This window comes from Zoogloea sp. GDB6 (assembly GCF_056724105.1).
Map to the genome: position 1 here is coordinate 5,501,635 of NZ_CM161497.1, position 18,632 is coordinate 5,520,266.

Below are 18,632 nucleotides of genomic sequence, written 5' to 3' on the forward strand. Positions count from 1 at the left end.
GAGGACGATCATCATGTTGGTATCAGTCGGAAGCCTTTCCTTGATGGGTCTCGCCCTGGGTAGCATGCTCGGTACAGCGTCGCGCTACCTGGCGGTCGAAGAGAACCCGCTCGAAGCCGAGATCCAGGCCATGCTGCCGGGCTCCCAGTGCGGCCAGTGCGGCTACGTGGGCTGTGCCCAGGCGGCCGCCGCGCTGGCCAAGGGCGAAGCGCAGGTGACGCTCTGCCCGCCGGGCGGCAAGGCCACCGCCGAAGCCTTGGCGGCCAAGCTGGGCATCAAGGTGGACCTCTCCGCAGTGGTGGATTCGGGCCCGCAGATCGCGGATGTGACCGAGGAAATCTGCATCGGCTGCAGCCGATGCCTGAAGGTCTGCCCGACCGACGCCATCATCGGCGCCGCCAAGCAGGTCCATAACGTGATCCGCGAAGCCTGTACCGGCTGCTCGTCCTGCGTAAACGTGTGCCCCACCGAAGCGCTGAGCCTGATGCCCATTCCGGTGACCCTGCAGCACTGGGTCTGGCCGCAACCCGCTTCTTCTGCCAGCTGAGTACGCCATCATGGGATTCCTCGACCGCTTCTTCAAAGAGCCCAGCTGGGGCGTACATCCGGACGACCACAAGCGTCCGGCCGCCGATGCCCCGCTGCGCATCCTGCCGACGCCCGAGCGCGTCTACATGCCTCTCAGCCAGCACGTCGGCGGCGCCGCGCGCCCGATCGTGGTGGTTGGCCAGAAGGTCCTCAAGGGCCAGCTGCTGGCCGACGCCCAGGGCAACATCTCGGCGCCGATCCATGCGCCGGTGTCGGGTACCGTGTTCTCCATCGGTGACGTGACCGCGCCGCACGCCTCGGGCCTACCCTTCCGCGCCATCACCATCGAGTCCGACGGCCAGGACCGCTGGATCGACACCGACCTGGTCGCCGATCCCTTCGCGCTGGCGCCGGAAGACATCGCCCGCAAGGCTGCGGCAGCCGGCGTCGTCGGCCTCGGCGGCGCGACCTTCCCGTCGGCGGTCAAGTTCGCCCTCGGCAAGCGCCTCAAGGTGGAAACGCTGATCGTCAATGGCGGCGAGTGCGAGCCCTACCTGTCCAGCGACGACCGCATCATGCGCGACTTCGCCGACCAGGTCGTCGATGGCGTCCGCCTCGTCATGCATGCCATCGGTGCCAAAGAGGCGCTGGTCGGCATCGAGGACAACAAGCCGGAAGCCATCGCCGCGATGCGCAAGGCCGCTGCGTCCTTCTCCGAGGTCAAGATCTGCCCGGTGCCGACGCGCTACCCGATGGGCTCCGACAAGCAGCTGATCCAGACCCTCACCGGCAAGGAAGTGCCGTCCAACGCCCGCGCGGCGGAAGTCGGCGTGCTGGTCCACAACGTATCCACCTGCGCCGCCGTGCATAAGGCGGTGCGCCTCGGCCAGCCGCTGGTGGAGCGCATCGTCACCCTCAACGGCGGGGCGATCGCCACGCCGGGCAACATCTATGCGCCGCTCGGCACGCTGGTCACCGACCTGCTGGCCTTCGTCGGCCTGAAGGGCGAGCCGGCCCGCCTGATCCTCGGCGGACCGATGATGGGCACGCCGCTGGCCCACGACCGCATCCCGCTGGTCAAGGGCGCCTCCGGCATCCTGGCCTTCAACGCCGCCGAAGCGGCCACGCCGGAAGCCGGCCCGTGCATCCGCTGCGGCACCTGCGCCGACGCCTGTCCGATGGGCCTGCTGCCGATGGAGATGGCGGCGCACATCCGCGTCGAGGATTTCGAAGGGGCGGAGGGCTATGCCCTCGGCGACTGCATCTCCTGCGGCTGCTGCGCCTACGTGTGCCCGTCGCACATCCCGCTGGTGCAGTACTTCAGCTACGCCAAGGGTGAGTTGATGGCCGCCGAGCGCGTCAAGCTGCGCACCGATGCCACCAAGCGCCTGGCCGAAGCCCGCACCGCACGCATCGAACGGGAGAAACAGGAAAAGGCCGAAGCCGCCGCGCGCCGCAAGGCCGAGAAGGACGCCGCCGCGGCAGCCAAGGCGGCCGCCGCCAAGGCCCCGGCCAAGGATAGCGGTCAGGCTCAAGGAGAAACGGTATGAACGAGAACCTCGGCAGTCCGGTCGCCGCACCGTACACCACCACCTCCAACAATCCCGGCCGCATCATGGCGACCGTGATGGTCGCGCTGGCCCCGTCCACGCTGTACGGCTTCTGGCTGTACGGCTGGCCGTCGATCTACCTGTGGCTGATCACCATCGCCTCGGCGATGCTCGGCGAGGCCTTCTTCCTGCGCGCCATGGACCGCCAGGCCAGCAAAGCGCTCACCGATGGCTCGGCGATCCTCACCGGCTGGCTGCTGGCGGTGTCCCTGCCGCCGTGGGCGCCGTGGTGGATTGGCGCCTTCGGTGGCCTGTTCGGCATCGTCCTTGGCAAGCACGTCTTCGGCGGCCTCGGCCAGAACCTCTTCAACCCGGCGATGGTGGCCCGCGTCGCGCTGCTGATCTCCTTCCCGGTGCAGATGACCTCCTGGGTTGGCGTCGCGCCGCTCTTCGCCGACGGCTCGCCGGGCCCGCTGGACGGCCTGGTGATCCTCTTCAAGGGCATTCCGGCGGCCTTCGACGCGATGACCAGCGCCACCACGCTGGGCTTCTCGAAGACCGAGATGTCCCGCGGCGTCGATCTGCTGCAGTCGGCGGCCCACGCGCCGGTCCTGTCGATGATCGGCGAGCGCGCCGGCAGCATGGGCGAGACCGCAGCCTGGCTGATCATCGCCGGTGGTCTGATGCTGATCATCAAGCGTGTCATCAGCTGGCACATTCCGGTCGCCATGCTGGCAGGCGTCGCGCTGCCGGCCGCCGCGCTGAACGCCTACGACCCGGCCCACTTCCTCGACGCCCAGACCCACCTGATGTCCGGCGGCGTGATGCTCGGCGCCTTCTTCATCGCCACCGACTACGTCACGTCCCCCAATTCGCCGGTGGGCCGGCTGGTGTTCGGCTTCGGCTGCGGCCTGCTGACCTACGTGATCCGCACCTGGGCCGGCTATCCGGAAGGCGTGGCCTTCGCGGTGATGCTGATGAACGCGCTGACGCCGATCATCGACAGCCACTTCCGCCCCCGCATCTACGGCCGCAACCGCAAGGGGCTGCCGCTGCAGGTTGCGGACTGAGTCAGCCATGCCGGGCTTCCTCCGAGCGCCATGAGGATCCCGGCCGCCGCCCTTCCGTCCAGCCCGCAGCCCACCCGGCTGCGGGCTGTTTTCTTGGGGGGTGGGTTGGCCATGGTGTGGGCGGCCCTGCTGCTGGTGCTCATGCTGCCTGCGCTCCGTAGTGGCCCGATGACCGACACACCTTACTTTCTGCCTGCCACGCTGATGCTGGCGGTCGCGCTGACCGTCGGTCATTCCACGCTCCGCCTGCGCCGCCATGCCGAGATCGCCGAGCGCAAGTCGCTGCTCAGCAAGACGCTCTACGAGTTCTCGCGGGAGCTGTCCGGCGCGCTGACGGCCACCGATGTGGCTGATGCAACCTTCGCCTTCCTGGCCAGCGCCGTCGGCGCGCGGAATGCCCACCTGATCCCGCCGGCGGAGTTCGCTGCGCCGCCTTTCCCGGTGCTCGCCACCCGCCTCGAGGCCTGCGTCGAGCAGGCGCGGCTGAACTGGGAGCCCTTGCCGGACGGTGCGCTGCACGCCCTGCTGCCGCTCGCCGCGGCCAGCGGCACCCAGGGCGTGCTGGCCTTCGAGGCGATGCCGGCGGTGGTGTCCCACCCGGATTTCGTCGAATACATCGAGACCGTCGCGTCCCTCGTCGCAGTGGCGCTGGAGCGCTCGCGTTTCGCCGAAATGGCGCGGGAGACCGAGGTCCGGCACGCCTCCGAGGTGTTGCGCAGCTCCATCCTCGGCGCTTTGTCCCACGACTTGCGCACGCCGCTGGCGGCGCTGGTCAGCATGGCCGACACGGCGGCCCTCGGCAAAGCCTCGCCGGAGCGCCAGAAGCGCCTGCTCGAAGCGATCCGCAACCAGGCCATGACGATCTGCCAGCAGATGATGAACCTTCTCGACATGGCCAAGCTGAGCTCCGGCCGCGTCGAGCTGAACCGCGCCTGGCAGCCGGTGGATGAAGTGGTCGGTGTGGTGCTGACACAGATCCGCGGCCAGTGGCGCGACCGGGAGATCAGCGTCAACCTGCCGCGCAACCTGCCGCCGGTGTGCATCGACGCGGTGCTGATCGAGCGCGTGCTGTGGAATTTGCTGGAGAACGCCATCAAGTACGCGCCGGCCGACGCGCCGATCGAGCTGGCCGTGCGTCAGCTCGGCGACAGGCTGGAGATCAGCGTCAGCGATTCCGGCCCCGGCCTGCCGGACGGCGACGCCGGCCGCCTGTTCAACCTGTTCCAGCGCGGCAGGCAGGAATCCGACGTGGCGGGCGTCGGCCTCGGGCTGGCCATCTCGCGCAGCATCGTCGACGCCCACGAGGGCGAGATCGGCGCGTCCAACCGCCTCGGTGGCGGGGCCTGCTTCTACTTCACGCTGCCGATCGGCAACCCGCCGGACGTGTTGGCCCTGGGGTGACGGCGATGAGTGACAGCAAGACCATCCTGCTGGTGGAGGACGAGCGCCAGATGCGCGAGGCGGTGGCTACTGCGTTGGAGTGTGAAGGCTTCGCCGTCTGCGAGGCGGCCAGTGCCAGCCAGGCGGCGGTGGAGGCGGCCGCGCGGCGCCCAGACGTGGTGATCCTCGACCTCGGCCTGCCGGACCGGGACGGTATCGACTTCATCCGCGACTACCGGGCCTGGTCGCCGACCCCGATCCTGGTGCTGTCGGCGCGCACCCAGGAGAAGAGCAAGGTCGAAGCCCTCGACGCCGGCGCCGACGACTACCTCACCAAGCCCTTCGGTATTGCCGAGCTGCTGGCCCGCGTGCGCGTGCTGCTGCGCCGCGGCCAGGTCATGCCGGCCGCGCCTGAGCCGAAGATCCGCTTCGGTGATTACGAGATCAACTGCGTGACGCGGGTCGTCGAACGGGCCGGCGAGGCCCTGCACCTGACGCAGATCGAATACCGCCTGCTGGTCTTCCTGGCTGCCAATCCGGGTCGGGTGATGACCCACCACCACCTGCTGACCCACATCTGGGGCGCCAAGGCCGCCGACAACCACCAGTATCTGCGGGTCTATGTCGGCCACCTGCGTCAGAAGATCGAGGCCAGCCCGGCCTGCCCGCGCCACATCCTGACCGAGATCGGCGTCGGCTACCGTTTCGAGCCCTGAAAGTCCTTGTGTGACACATCCGTCACGGATCGGGGTCGATCCTGATGCCCTCTGCCGCGACTTGTGCCGGCCCTTTTTCTTACAATAGCGCGACATCAGGTGTGCCGGTCCGCTTCGGCCCGTATATTCCTCCATGGGAATCGAGATGAACAGACTTATTCTTGCTGGCGGATGCGTTCTGCTGCTCGGCCAGCCCGCGCTGGCGCAAAGCGGGCATCTGGAGCGGATCAGGGCGGCCGGCGAGGTCCGGGTCTGCATCTGGCCCGACTATTACGGCATTTCCTACCGCAACCCGAAAACCCAGGCCCTCGACGGCATCGACGTGGACATGGCCAGGACGCTCGCCAAGGAACTGGGCGTGCGGGTGAATTTCATCGACAGCTCCTTCGCCCGGCTGATCGACGACATCACGCAGGACCGCTGCGACATCGCCATGTTCGCCATCGGTGTGACGCCGGCGCGGGCCGACAAACTGCGCTTCACGCAGCCGCACCTGGTCAGCGACATCTACGCCATCACCACCAGGAGCAACCGGCGTATCAAGACCTGGGACGATATCGACAAGCCGGGTGTCGTCGTGGCCGTCGCCAAGGGCACGCTGCACGAGCCGGTCATGCGTGACAAGCTCCGCCACGCCACCCTGCTGGTCATCGACACGACCCAGGGCCGCGAGCAAGAGGTCGAATCGGGGCGCGCCGACGTGTTCATGACGGACTTTCCGTTCAGCCGCCGGATGCTCGAAACCACCGACTGGGCGCGCCTGGTGGCGCCGTCGTCCACCTACCACCTGACGCCCTACGCGTACGCGATGCAGAAGGGGGATGAGCGCTGGTATGCGTGGGTGGAACAGTTCCTCGAGCGGGTCAAGCAGAACGGCCAATTGATGGCCGCAATCAAGCGGCACCGCCTCGAGCCCATCGCCATTCGCGCCCAGACAGGCAATTAGTTTTCCGCTCTCCATGTCAGCTCAGGCCGGCTTCAGTCGGCGCTCCATCTTTTGCCTCGTCGTGCTGGTGGTGGTCCTCAGCGCCTGTAGCGCCACGGCCTACGGCCTGTGGCGCTTGCGCGCCGAGCGCATCGACCATCAGCTGGAGGCGGCCGCGATGACGGCCCGCGCCTTCGAGAACCACCTGACCCAGAGCCTGAACGTCATCGAGCGTAGCCTCATGTCCCTGGCCATTGAAGGGGGGGCCCCGGCCAGCCTGTCCCAAGCGCTGCGCCATGCGCCCTACCTGCGCTCCGTCGCGGTGCTGGATGCAGAGGAGCGGATCGCGCGTAGTACCGATCCGCGAAACCTGGGGATCCGCCTGCCGCGCGCCGATTTCCGGCCGGAGGCCGCCCGCCCGCTCGATGTGCTGCGCGCCGGCCCTGTCGTCAGCGGCCGCGACTTTTACGATGCGAGCCCGGCGGGGGCGAGCGCGCCGGTGGTCAGCTTCATTCCGGTCGCCCGCGATGTCCGCCTGGACGACGCCCACTGGATGACCGTCGTGGCCTCGGTGAACACGGACTACTTCCTGAATTTCTACGGCGCCCACATCAGCCCGGAGCAGGGCGTGGTCGAATTGCGCGGCTACGACGGTCGCCTGCTGCTGAGTACCGACGAGAACGCGCTGCCCGGCAGCCTGCGCCCCGGCGACGATCTGCCGATCCGCCTTGCCGCTACGGAGGTCGGCCAGTTCGAGGAGCAGGGCGCCGACGGCCGGGCCATGCTCACCGCCTATCGGGCCTCGCGGGCCTATCCTTTCGTGCTCAGCGTCCGTTTCGACAAGGAACGGGTCCTGGCGGTCTGGCATCAGGAGGCACTGCGTACCGCGACCATCGTTGGTGCGGTGCTGCTGGTTGCCCTGACCCTGGCGGGCCTCTATTTCATGCGCTTCGAGCGCCTGGCCCGGGAGCGCGAGGCGGAGCGGGCACGACTGCGTATCGCCGCCATCGCCTTCGAGTCCCAGGAAGGCATGGTCGTCACCAACGAGGATGTCGAGGTCCTGCAGGTCAACAAAGCCTTCACCGCCATCACCGGCTTCCGGGCCGAAGAGGTCATAGGTCAATACATGAATTTCATGAAGTCGGGGATGCACGACGCCGACTTCTATGCAGCCCTCCGGACGAGTCTGGCGAGTACCGGGGCCTGGTCGGGAGAGATCCTCAACAAGCACCGGGATGGCTCGATCCATCCGCATTTCCTGACCATCACCGCGGTGTACGGCGACGACGGCCGGACCACCCATTACGTGGGGACGCTGACCGACATCACCGAGCGAAAGCGTGCCGAGATCGACCTGCGCATCGCCGCCATCGCCTTCGAGTCCCAGGAAGGCATGTTCATCGCCGATGCCGACCGCGTCATCCTGAAGGTCAACCGCGCCTTCACCGAGATCACCGGCTATGGCGAGGACGAAGCCATCGGGCAAACGCCGCGCCTGCTCCGTTCCGGCCGCCACGACAACGAGTTCTACGCCGGCATGTACGCCAGCCTTGAGACGACCGGGACCTGGCAGGGCGAGATCTGGAACCGGCGCAAGAGCGGAGAGATCTTCCCGGAATGGCTGACCATCACCGTTGTCCGCGACACGGCTGGCCGAATCAGCCATTACGTGTCGGCGCTCACCGACATCACCCTGCGCAAGGAGGCGGAATACGAGATCAAGAACCTCGCCTTCTACGATCCGCTGACCCGCCTGCCCAACCGCCGCCTTCTGCTTGACCGCCTCAAGCATGTGCTGGCCACGCTGGGCCGCAGCCAGCGGCAGGGGGCCCTGTTGTTCATCGACCTGGACAACTTCAAGACGCTCAACGATTCCTTCGGCCACGATATGGGCGACTTGCTGCTCCAGCATGTGGCCCAGCGCCTGAGCGCCTGCGTGCGGGAAAGCGACACGGTGGCCCGCCTGGGTGGCGACGAATTCGTGGTGCTGCTCGACGATCTCCGCCCGGGCCGCCAGGATGCCGCCACCCAGGCGCGTATCGTCGCCGACAAGATCCAGCAGAATCTCGACGAGCCCTACGACCTGGCCGGCCATGATTACCGCTGCACGCCGAGCATCGGCATCACGCTGATTGTCGACGCCGACTGCAGCTGCGAGGATCTGATGAAGCGCGCCGATCTGGCGCTGTACGGCGCCAAGGCCGCCGGCCGCGACACCATCCGTTTCTTCGACCCGGAGATGCAGGAGGCCGTCAGTTCTCGCGCAGCCCTCGAGAAAGACCTGCGCATCGGGCTGCAGGAGCGGCAGTTCCTGCTGTATTACCAGCCACAGGTGGATGACCGGGGCAGCGTTATCGGCGCTGAGGCACTGGTCCGCTGGCGGCATCCCAGCCTCGGCTTGGTGGCCCCCGGTACCTTCATCCCGCTGGCCGAAGAGACCGGCCTGATCCTGCCCCTCGGCCAGTGGGTCCTGGAAACGGCTTGCCGTCAGCTGGCGTGCTGGGCTGCAGTGCCGGGTCGGGAGCATATTGAGATCGCCGTGAATGTCAGTGTCCGGCAGTTCCACCAGCCGGATTTCGTGGCCCAGGTCGAGGATGTGCTGGCCCGCACCGCGGCCGATCCGCGCCGGCTCAAGCTGGAGCTGACCGAGAGCCTGATGCTCGACGACCTGGAAGAGGTCATCGCCAAGATGGCGGCCCTGCGCAGCCGTGGCATCCGTTTCTCCCTCGATGATTTCGGCACCGGTTATTCCTCGCTGGCCTACCTCCGGCGCCTACCGCTGGACCAGCTGAAGATCGACAAGGCCTTCGTCCATGACCTGCAGGTCAATCCCAACGACGCGGTGATTGCCCGCAGCATCGTCGCGCTGGCCCGCAACCTGGGCCTCAATGTCATCGCCGAAGGGGTGGAGACGTCGGAGCAGCACCAGTTTCTGGTCCGCCAGGGGTGCCCGGCTTACCAGGGCTACCTCTTCAGTGCGCCCTTGCCCATCGATGAGTTCGAGCGATTTCTGGGCGGCTGGAACGTCTCCAGCATCATCCGGCAGCGGGCCTGAGCCCGGCGGCTACGCGAGGCTCGCCGCGCGCAGGCGTGCGACCAGTTCCGGGATGCGCTGCACGTCGGCCACGCCGTAGCCGAGGACCAGCCCGTTGCCGGCCGCCGCGCCGTCGGCGTAATAGCTGCTCAAGGGGCGGGTGATCACGCCCAGTGCCCGCGCGGCCCGCGCCACCGCCACGTCGTCCGGTCCGTCCGGCAGGCGCAGCACCAGGTGCAGCCCGGCCTGGCCGCCGAGGATGTGTTCCGGCATGCCGAACTCCGCACTCAGCGCATTGCGCAGGGCCCGCTGGCGGGCGCGATACACCGGCGCCATGCGGCGCAGGTGGCGCGTCAGCTCGCCGCTGTCGAGGAAGCGGGCGAGGGCCCGCTGCTCCACGGACCGTCCGCTGCGGTACAGCGTGCCGATGGCCTCGCCGAGGGCCGCCACTGCCCAGCGCGGCACCACCATGTAGCCGATGCGCAGGCCGGGGTAGAGCAGCTTGCTGAAGGTGCCCACGTAGATCACCGGCGCATCCGGCCGCAGGCCCTGGATGGCCGGTAGCGGGCGGGCGCCGGGCTGGGCGTGGTTGAAGTCGCTGTCGTAGTCGTCCTCGATCAGCCAGCCGCCGGGCGCCAGCCGGTTCAGGAAGGCCAGCCGCCGCTCCAGGCTCAGCACGCTGCCCAGCGGATACTGGTGGGACGGGGTCAGGAACAGGAGGCGCGGCGGGGTGGCCTGCCATAGGGCCTCGTCCGGCGCCATGCCGTCCTGGTCCACCGGCACCCCCTGCACGCGCAGGCCGGCAGCCAGCATCGCGTTGCGGGCGTGGGGATAGCCCGGCTCCTCCATCCACACCGTGTCGCCCTCGTCGGCCAGCAGGTGGGCGCAGGCATCCAGCGCCACCTGCCCTCCCGCCACGATGAAGACCTGCTCCGGCGCGCACGCGACACCGCGCCGTGCCGACAGAAAGGCCGCCACCGCGCGGCGCAGGGCCGGCTCGCCGCCCGGTTCGGTGTAGGCCAGCTGACGGGCGCTGACCTCGCCCCAGGCCTGTTGCAGCAGGCGCGCCCAGCGCTGCCACGGAAAGGCGTTGAGATCGGCGATGCCGGGCGCGAAGGGCAGCGACGCGTCGCTCCGGTCGATGGGCGGGAGTTGCCGCCCGCGCCGCGACAGGATCTCCGGCCCGACCCGGATTGCCGGCGCCGGGCCCGCCGCCAGCGGCAGCGCCGCCACCCGCGTGCCCTGGCGGTCCGCTTCCAGGAAGCCTTCGGCGAGCAGTTGCTGGTAGGCGAACAGCACGCCGTTGCGGGCCATACGGTAGTCCGTGGCGAGCTGGCGGCTGGCCGGCAGGCGCGTGCCCGGTGCCAGGCGACCGTCGAGGATCGACGCCTTGAGCAGGCGATACAGCCGCGACTGGCGCGGTTCGCCGACGTCCGCCGCATCACGCAGTGGGCCGAGGATCAGCTCCAAGTCGAGGGACATCGTGGCTCCATAACGGGAGGTAGGCTTGGTTCCATGAATGGTGCCACGTCGCGGCTATGCTGACCGCACATTTCAAGGAGCCCAGCATGTCCCACGTTGCCCCCAGCCCGCGTACCGAAATCCACCGCAAGGCCCAGCGCGCCCATTACGACCTCGCCACCGTGCACGCCATCGTCGATCAGGCCCTGGTCTGCCACATCGCCTTCAACCAGAGCGGCAGCGTGCATTGCCTGCCCACCGCCTGCTGGCGGGACGGGGATTTCCTGTACGTCCACGGCGCCAACAACTCGCGCCTGGTGAACACCCTGCTCGACGGCGAATGCGCGGTCTGTATCACCCACCTGGACGGGCTGGTGCTGGCCCGTTCGGCCTTCCACCACTCGATGAACTACCGCTCGGTGGCGATCTACGGCCGCTTCCAGGCGGTGGATGAGGTGGGGGCCAAGGAGGCCGCCTTCCGCGCTTTCGTCGAGCACGTCAGCCCGGGGCGGGCCGCGCAGGTGCGCCTGCCATCCCGCGCCGAACTGGCCGGCACCCGCCTGCTGTGCCTGCCGCTGGCCGAAGCCGCCGCCAAGATCCGCAACTGGGGCGTCGAGGATTCCGAGGAGGACATGGCGATCCCGGTGTGGGCCGGCGTGATCCCGCTCGCGCTGCGGGCGGGGGCGCCGGTGCCGGAAGTGGGTGGCGAGGCATACAGCCTGCCAGCCCATCCCGGTTTCATCGAAGCATCGAACTGAGATCGGTCCTCAGTCGCCGACGCGGATCACGATCTTGCCGAAGTGCCCGCCGTTCTCCATGTGCTTGAGGGCGGCGGGGGCTTCCTCGAACGGGAACTCCCGGTCGATCACCGGCTTGATGCCGTGGGTGGCGATGGCGTCCAGCATGTCGGCGAACATCGCCCGGCTGCCCACGAAGATGCCCTGGATGCTCGACGCCTTCGGGATCAGCATCACCGGGCTGGCGGCGCCGGCGAGGCCGGTCAGCACGCCGATGTAGGCGATCCGGCCACCGACGCCGACGCTCATCAGCGAGCGCTCCAGCGTGCCCGGGCCGCCCACTTCCAGCACCACGTCCACGCCTGCGCCGTCGGTCAGACGCAGCACTTCCTCGTGCCATTCCGGGTGGGTTCTGTAGTTGATGCCATGGTCGGCGCCGAGGGCCTTGGCGCGCTCCAGCTTGGCGTCGTCGCTGGAGGTGATGATCACCTTCGCACCGGCCGCCTTGGCGAACTGCAGCGCGAAGATCGACACGCCGCCGGTGCCCAGCAGCAGCACCGTCTGGCCCGGCTTCAGGTCGCCCGCCTCGAAGAGGGAATTCCAGGCCGTTACCGCCGCGCAGGGCAGGGTAGCCGCCTCGGCATAGCTCAGGCTGTCGGGCAGCTTGACCAGGCCGCTCTCGTCGGTGATGAAACGCTCGGTGAAGGCCCCGGTGGATTCCGCGCCGCGCGCATCGGACAGCGCCCGCGCGTCGGCCTTGCCGCTGTACCAGTGGGGGAAGAACAGCGTCGCGACCCGGTCGCCGACCGCCAGCCCCTTCACGTCCTTGCCGACCGCCACCACCTCGCCGGCCCCGTCGGAGCACGGCACCAGGCCATCGACGATGTTGGCGAAATAGGTGTTGCGGGTGACCAGGATGTCGCGGAAGTTCAGCGACACGGCCTTGATGGCCACCGCCACCTCCGTGTCGCCCAGCGGGGCGGGCTCGAACTCGGCGATCTGCAGCGGCGAAACCGGGTGGTTGGGGAAGACTTCGTAGCGTTTCATGGATGGTTTGTCTCTGTAGTTAGTTGGTATGGGGGCTTGCGCAGGCATTCTGGCATGAATGCCAAGCGGAAGATGTCCGATTGCCAACCCCTCAGGATTTCATTGCGTGGAGTCGTTATCTGACCTATTAGTCATAAAAGCCCAGGCCAACTTGCGTTGCTCCACCGCAAGCCCCGCCGTGGTAGGGTTTCCAGTCGTTCAGGTTCGCTCGGAGGGCGAAAAAACACCCCACAGGGCCCGCGGGGCCGATTAAGCTCGCCTCGAACGTGAGGCTTTCCCTCCGGGCACAGATATACAGAGGCCTGAGGGATTGCGCCGCAGCGTAATATTCGCCCCTGACCCGTAATCATCGAATGGAGCTTTGATAGCATGGTGGAACGACCCCCTCAGCGCGCGATGCCTATCGCTGACGGTAGTCTTTTGTCCGCCATGGACATGAGCACCTTCCTGGTTGCGTCGGCACACGACATGAAGAACTCGGTTTGCGTCATGACCGCTTATCTCGAGTCCGCACTGGCCGACTTGCCGGCCGAAGCATCCTCCCGGGCCATGACCTGCCAGGCCCTCTACGAGGCGCAGCGCATCAACCATCACCTGATCCAGCTGCTGGCCCTCTACAAGATCAATCACAACATGTACCCCTTCGATCCGGTGGAGGTGGAACTGGACTCCTTCGAAAGGGAGGTCGTCGCCCGCGTTCTCCCCTTCGCCACCGCCAAGGGCATCGTCCTCGAGGTAATCCCGGAACGGACCGAACGTAGTTGGTATTTCGATTACGAGCTGATCGTCAGCCTCATCACCCAGTCGTTGCACAATGCGGTCAAGTACACCCGCAGCCGCGTTCTGCTGTCGATCCAGGTTGTGGACGCACGCCTGGAGATCCGTGTTCACGATGACGGCGAAGGTTTTCCGGCGTTCATGCTGGAATCGAGCGAGGAAGCCGCGTACGGCGTCAATTCGATGACCGGCAGCACCGGCCTGGGCCTCTATTTCGCCGCCAAGGTTGCACAAATGCATGGCAATCGTGCCCTGCGCGGCAGCACCCGTCTGGAAAACGGCGGTGTATGGGGCGGCGCCACCTTTATCCTGAGCCTGCCCTAGAGAAACAACGCAATGGTAGTCGTAGATCCGAGCAGGGCCAATTTCGCAGACCGCTCCTTCCTTCTCGTCGAGGATTTCGAGGCCATGCGCGGGATTCTGCGCGAGCTGCTGCGGCGCTGTGGTGCCCGCCACATCGAAGTGGCGGCCAATGGCATCGAGGCCTTGAACGTTCTGCGCCGCGGCAAGTGCGATGTAATCCTGTGCGACTATCACCTTGGCGCGGGCAAGAACGGCCAGCAGATCCTGGAAGAAGCCCGCCATGATGGCTTGGTGAGCGCCTCCACGATCTGGATCATGGTGACTGCCGAAAAGACTGCGGACATGGTCATGGGCGCCGTCGAGCATCAGCCCGACGACTACCTGCTCAAGCCGGTGAGCGAAGCCACCCTGCAGAGCCGGCTGGCAAAACTGCTCGGGCGCAAGGCGGCCCTGGCCGGTATCGCCGCCGCGATGCGGGCCAAGGAATACCAAAAGGCCATCGACCTGTGCAAGGCGCGCCTGGAGCAGGACCCGACCAGTTCCATGGAGATCCTGCGCATCCAGGCCGACCTCTATTTGAACCTCGGCCAGCCCGAAAAGGCCGGCAGTCTGTTCGACGCCGTCCTCGCGCGGCGGGATGTGCCCTGGGCGCGGGTCGGCATGGCAAAGCTGCATATCCACCGCGGCCACTTTTCCCGCGCCCGCGAAACCCTGGAGCAACTCGTCGGCGACTACCCGAATTATCTGGAAGCCTACGACGTGCTGGCGCACACCTACCAGCGCCAGGGGGCCTGGAGCGATGCGCAGCGGGTGTTGCACCACGCGGTGATGGTGTCGCCCAACTCATCCCAACGCCAGTCGGCCCTGGGAGAAAGCGCCCTGCACTGCGATGACCTCGATATCGCCGTGTCGGCCTACCAGAAGGCTCTCAAGCTCGCCGCCAGGACCACCTACAAGACGCCCGAACCCTACCTCGGTCTGGCCCGGGTCTACACCGCCCAGAACAAGCCGGGCGAAGCCCTCAAGCTGCTGTCCCAGCTGAGCATCGACATCGACAACGACGAAGCCCGGCTCCAGGGCAAGGCGGCCGAAGTCCGCGTGCATCATGTCTCGGGCAACACGCAACTTGCGGAAGCGGCGGCCCGTGACGTCGCCGCCCGCATCCAGAGTGGCACGCAAAACCTTTCGCCCGCCGCCACGCTGAATCTGGCGGAAACCTTCATGCTCATGGGCAACAAGGAAACGGCCAGCAAGCTCCTGCAATTCGTCGTGCTCAACAACCACGAGGACGAGGAACTGGCTTCCCGCGTCCTGGAAGTCTTCGAAAAGGGCGGCATGGGTGACGAAGGCCGCGCGCTGGTCAAGACCACCCGCCAGCAGGCGACCGAATCCATGAACCAGGGCGTGCGCCTGGCCAGCCAGGGCAAGCTGAGCGAAGCCCTCGAATTCCTCAACGAAGCCAAGTCACTGATGCCGCGCAACCCGCGCCTGCTCCTCAACCACGCCTATGTGGTCATCGCGCTGATGCAGAAGGGCGGCTGGCGGCACGACATGGACAACGACGCCCGCCGCTCCATCCTCACCGCCCGCCAGATCTCGCCGGGCGAGAAGCGCTGCGGCGAATTGCTGGCCAAGCTGGAAACCCTCCGCTAATAGCCGCTGCCCGTTGCCATTGCGTTTCTGCGGCACAGCCTGCGCGGTCAGGCCGTGCGAGCGGCGTCGCCAATCGTGGCGAGCACCGCCGGGGCGATGAAGCGGTGCATGGGCTTGACCGCCAGCATGTACAGACGGCCGAGCGCGTTCTTCACATGCACCACCGTCGTGATGGTGACGACGACTTCCCGCCCGCCGGGGAGGGCATGGCGATGCACGCTGAGCACGACATTGAGGTGCTTGTCGCGGTCGCCGATCAGCGCCTCATCGAAGCGGTTTTCGAAGACCGTGAAAATTCCGACGCGCTCTCCCGGCGCGTAATCCACCGCGCGCCGCCCCCCCTCCAGGCCGGATAGCCCACCGAGATCCTTCAAGCCGAAGAAGCGGACCACCCGGTTGCGCGCCGCCATGCAGGCATCGACCCAGCGTGGCGTACGCCGGGCCGCGGCGATGAAGTGATCGAGCGCCGAGCGGTCGACCTCGTGCGACGTGATGCTCCACGAATCGTAAAAGCTGGCACCGGCCAGGAAGCTCTGGATCCGGCTATTGGGCGGCACTGCGGTTTCGATGGGATGGATAGGGGAGGGCATAGAGGTAACCAACGATTGCACAAGAACCTTCCTTATCCTCCTGGCATCACAGTGCCAGGCGGGCCGTGCCGAAACTCGGTCCGAACGGCGCCGTGGAAAGTCGAAATGGATATTACGACGACGGGCGTGGCGTTGGCAAAGCGCGTCCTCGTAGCTGGGCAGCCCGGCTGCGTCCTCCCGGTGGTCGCCGCTCTGGCGAAAGGGGTCGCGAGGTCCTCCGGGGTACTCGCGACTATCCCGGAGGACCTCGCGACCCCCGCCGGGGTACTCCGTCCTGTATCGGAAGCCCTCGATCGGGCAGTGGGGATAGGGCGGGACTGTCTCCGTGCTGCTCGGGTCCGTATCCCGGACAGGCGGCCCCTATCCCGGAGCTCCTCACGAGAGATTCCGGGATAGGGTGGGTGTGTCGGCGGGACAGGGGCGGACTGTCCCGGAGGGACTCGCGAGGGATTCGCGGATAGGGCAGGACACTCGCCGGGCTCCTCGCGACGAGCTTACGGAGGGTCGGGACGGCTTCGGGGCGTGTCAGATCGGCTTCGGGGGATGTCCGGCGGGGCGGATTGCCTGGGCGGAGCGGCTCGACGGGGGGCGGGCGGACCGCGCCGGGGGGCGCCAGGATAGCCGGCTCATCGAAGCGCGGTGAGCAGAAACACCGGGAAATCGCCCTGGGGCTTATGCACGACGCTGGCCGAAGACGTTTGAATCATCCGGAACCCCGCCGCCGCAGCGGATTTCGCAAATTCACTGCGCTCAAAACCGAAATGATGGACCCCGGTGTCTTCCGTATGAAAGCTGCCGTCCTCCCGATCCAGGTCGGACAGGGCGATAAAGCCACCGTCCTTCAGCAGCGAGTGGAACTTCCGGAACATTGCGTCCGTGTCCCGGATGTGGTGCATGGTCATCGAGGAAATGATGCCGTCAAATGTACCGCTGAGCTCGGACGTTTCGAGATCGATCTCCACGATCTCCAGCGCGCAGTCCAAGCCAGCCTGCTTTGCCTGGAGTTGCGTGTTCATCGAACTGGAAACATCCACCGCGGTGATCTTCCCGACATACGGCGCGATCCGCTCCAGCAGCAGGCCGGTGCCCGAACCGAAATCCATGAGGTGCATGGACCGGTCGAGCGTGATGGCATTCCGGATGGCTCCGGCAATGTTCGCGACGTTGTCCACCCGGCTGGGGTTCCCGTCGTAACTGCCCGCCTTATGGGCGAAGTGGTCGATGCTCATCGTGAGGGCTCCTTCCCTTTGTGTCTGGCAAGAGTGATATAGGCCATGGGTAATTTATATCCGAGACTCATTTCGACAGCCGCCACCTTCTCGTCTGTCAAAGGATCGTCCACATACTGCTCTCGAGCGTAATCCGAGTCCTCCCAAAAATCGGAGAGGGGAAACTCATGAAACGGTTTGCTCATGGATCGCGGCGACCGATTTGGCGAAATGATGGGTTTGGCCTCGTTACCAGAATTTCCACCAGGAGGGGCGGGAGCGTTTGTAGCGGAGCAGTGGAATTGACTCTGGTTCAAGCAGCGAAGGATCCATGAAGCCTTCGAGTTGGTAGCCGAAACAGTTCTTCAGTGCTTCCTCACCGAGGTCCAGGGGATGGAATGGAAACGGGTAAGAGCTCCCCTCGTCGTCGTCATCCGCATCCGGGTGCTCACCAGACCAATAAGGTTCTTCGAAAGGTAAGCGCTGGCCGATGTCTTCGATAATTCCGTCATCCGGCGACAGGCTGAGAGCGCGCACGAGCTTTCCATTTGACCATATCGCATAAGCAAACCAATCGACCGCACTATGCATTGCGTGGAGCGTGACAAGTCCGTGGCCACCGGCGGCAATGAAGTGATGCGGCAGCCTGGATGGGTAGTCGATGGCGAACTCTCTCGCCGCAACGACAGAGACGCTCTGGAAGCAGCCGATATGAACTTCGTTTTCGGGAGGGCAGGTATAGGAAAGATCGCCATCCCCGATTGGTTCAAGTCTCTCGCCAGGGAACAGGGTGCTCGCGAGCTTCAGGCTTGCGTCACGATCCAGCGAAGGTTTAGCTGCGAGCGCTTCGCGCGCGTTCAAGTCTGAAAATACGAGCATCCAGGTCTTTGCGCCCATGAATCATTTCCTGTCGAGCTATCTGGCAAAAGGGCCGGTGCACCATTGTTGTTCGCATGGCACGCCATCGTGGTTGCCGTCCATCTGGACGTTGGGGCAGTTGCGCAGGAAGTATGTCGCTTCGGCGCAGGACGTCATTTGCGAGCAATGGGTCCGGCCATCGCAGTGGAAAGGCGACGGGGCTGTCTGATCGGTAGACACAGAAGAGGCCGCCGGCTGTGGTGCGGTGCGGTGTGTGTATTTGTCGTAGCCGTAACTGGCCAGCGCGATGACGACGAAAAGTGGAGCGATCCGGCCAAGCAGGCTCCGCTTTTCTTCTTTATGGCGGCGGGGAACGGAGGGACGTACAGGGCGCGTGGCGGGACGGTCAGGGCAGAGCAGGTTTCGCGCGCGCTTCTTGCCGGCACCGTCGGTATCGATTTCGAATGTCAGTTGTTCTCCGATGGTCGGACGACGTCCGTCCTTCGGAAATGCCGAGATATGCACGAAGACTTCCGGCCCGCCATTGGCGGGGGTGATGAATCCAAAACCGCGATCATCGTTCCATTTCGTGAGAGTGCCTTCGATACGCATGAGACAAGACCGATGATGTTGTAATGCAAGTTGCGTGGAGACACACCTTAGCATGTCGATAACGCAATTGGCATTCATGCGAGAGCAGGCGGCCTGAGTTCATGCGAATGCGGTCTACACCGCCCGCAACGTCCTGCATGTGTAGCCAACATTCCCAAGCAGTTGGAGCGACCAGGGGCAACT

General features: G+C 66.1%; 16 protein-coding genes. 10 read left to right on the forward strand and 6 right to left on the reverse strand.

Annotated elements, in window-relative coordinates:
- Positions 1-13: 13 nt before the first annotated feature.
- The 7 genes from AC1PQG_RS25155 (at position 14) to AC1PQG_RS25185 (ending at position 9,224) form a co-directional block, all read left to right on the forward strand.
- A complete protein-coding gene (locus tag AC1PQG_RS25155; RefSeq protein ID WP_481120451.1) occupies positions 14-547 on the forward strand; it encodes an RnfABCDGE type electron transport complex subunit B in 534 nt (177 codons plus the stop codon).
- A gap of 10 nt (positions 548-557) precedes the next feature.
- Complete coding sequence (rsxC, locus tag AC1PQG_RS25160) at positions 558-2,078, forward strand: electron transport complex subunit RsxC (protein ID WP_481120452.1); 1,521 nt, start codon at positions 558-560, stop codon at positions 2,076-2,078.
- Positions 2,075-3,148: an RnfABCDGE type electron transport complex subunit D gene (locus AC1PQG_RS25165; protein ID WP_481120453.1), complete on the forward strand. Its 1,074-nt coding sequence runs from the start codon at positions 2,075-2,077 to the stop codon at positions 3,146-3,148. Before rsxC ends, AC1PQG_RS25165 begins: the two co-directional genes overlap by 4 nt.
- A 111-nt stretch (positions 3,149-3,259) precedes the next feature.
- Complete coding sequence (locus AC1PQG_RS25170; RefSeq protein WP_481120454.1) at positions 3,260-4,549, forward strand: ATP-binding protein; 1,290 nt, start codon at positions 3,260-3,262, stop codon at positions 4,547-4,549.
- 5 nt (positions 4,550-4,554) lie between these two features.
- The gene (locus AC1PQG_RS25175) at positions 4,555-5,244 is read left to right on the forward strand and encodes a response regulator (RefSeq protein ID WP_481120455.1); all 690 of its coding nucleotides are present in this window, start codon (positions 4,555-4,557) and stop codon (positions 5,242-5,244) included.
- 145 nt (positions 5,245-5,389) lie between these two features.
- Entirely contained in the window at positions 5,390-6,190 is an 801-nt protein-coding gene (locus AC1PQG_RS25180; protein ID WP_481120456.1) for a substrate-binding periplasmic protein, read from the forward strand.
- A 13-nt stretch (positions 6,191-6,203) separates the two neighbouring features.
- Positions 6,204-9,224 (forward strand): bifunctional diguanylate cyclase/phosphodiesterase, encoded by a 3,021-nt coding sequence (locus tag AC1PQG_RS25185; RefSeq protein ID WP_481120457.1) that lies wholly within the window; start codon positions 6,204-6,206, stop codon positions 9,222-9,224.
- A gap of 9 nt (positions 9,225-9,233) precedes the next feature.
- On the opposite strand, the gene pdxR is transcribed toward AC1PQG_RS25185, so the two are convergent.
- Positions 9,234-10,685 carry a MocR-like pyridoxine biosynthesis transcription factor PdxR gene (pdxR, locus tag AC1PQG_RS25190; protein ID WP_481120458.1) on the reverse strand — a complete coding sequence of 484 codons (1,452 nt, stop codon included), beginning with the start codon at positions 10,683-10,685 and terminating at the stop codon, positions 9,234-9,236.
- An 86-nt stretch (positions 10,686-10,771) separates the two neighbouring features.
- Here pdxR and AC1PQG_RS25195 point away from each other — a divergent pair, with 86 nt between their 5' ends.
- On the forward strand, positions 10,772-11,422 hold the full coding sequence (locus AC1PQG_RS25195) for a pyridoxamine 5'-phosphate oxidase family protein (protein WP_481120459.1): 651 nt from the start codon (positions 10,772-10,774) through the stop codon (positions 11,420-11,422).
- Between the two features lie 9 nt (positions 11,423-11,431).
- Here the strand turns inward: AC1PQG_RS25195 and AC1PQG_RS25200 are convergent, their stop codons facing one another.
- Positions 11,432-12,448 (reverse strand): zinc-dependent alcohol dehydrogenase family protein, encoded by a 1,017-nt coding sequence (locus AC1PQG_RS25200; RefSeq protein ID WP_481120460.1) that lies wholly within the window; start codon positions 12,446-12,448, stop codon positions 11,432-11,434.
- Positions 12,449-12,937: 489 nt separating this feature from the next.
- Here AC1PQG_RS25200 and AC1PQG_RS25205 point away from each other — a divergent pair, with 489 nt between their 5' ends.
- Together AC1PQG_RS25205 and AC1PQG_RS25210 are read left to right on the forward strand one after the other, a co-directional pair.
- Positions 12,938-13,549, forward strand: a complete 612-nt coding sequence (locus tag AC1PQG_RS25205; protein WP_481120461.1) for a sensor histidine kinase — start codon at positions 12,938-12,940, stop codon at positions 13,547-13,549.
- A 12-nt stretch (positions 13,550-13,561) separates the two neighbouring features.
- Positions 13,562-15,181, forward strand: a complete 1,620-nt coding sequence (locus AC1PQG_RS25210; RefSeq protein ID WP_481120462.1) for a response regulator — start codon at positions 13,562-13,564, stop codon at positions 15,179-15,181.
- A gap of 47 nt (positions 15,182-15,228) precedes the next feature.
- On the opposite strand, the gene AC1PQG_RS25215 is transcribed toward AC1PQG_RS25210, so the two are convergent.
- The 4 genes from AC1PQG_RS25215 to AC1PQG_RS25230 form a co-directional block, all read right to left on the reverse strand.
- Positions 15,229-15,771, reverse strand: coding sequence for a DUF2867 domain-containing protein (locus AC1PQG_RS25215; protein WP_481120463.1), 543 nt, complete (start codon positions 15,769-15,771; stop codon positions 15,229-15,231).
- Positions 15,772-16,397: 626 nt separating this feature from the next.
- Entirely contained in the window at positions 16,398-17,000 is a 603-nt protein-coding gene (locus tag AC1PQG_RS25220) for a class I SAM-dependent DNA methyltransferase (protein WP_481120464.1), read from the reverse strand.
- A gap of 228 nt (positions 17,001-17,228) precedes the next feature.
- Positions 17,229-17,876 (reverse strand): DUF6928 family protein, encoded by a 648-nt coding sequence (locus AC1PQG_RS25225; protein ID WP_481120465.1) that lies wholly within the window; start codon positions 17,874-17,876, stop codon positions 17,229-17,231.
- 18 nt (positions 17,877-17,894) lie between these two features.
- Positions 17,895-18,449 (reverse strand): cold shock domain-containing protein, encoded by a 555-nt coding sequence (locus AC1PQG_RS25230; protein ID WP_481120466.1) that lies wholly within the window; start codon positions 18,447-18,449, stop codon positions 17,895-17,897.
- Positions 18,450-18,632 lie beyond the last annotated feature (183 nt).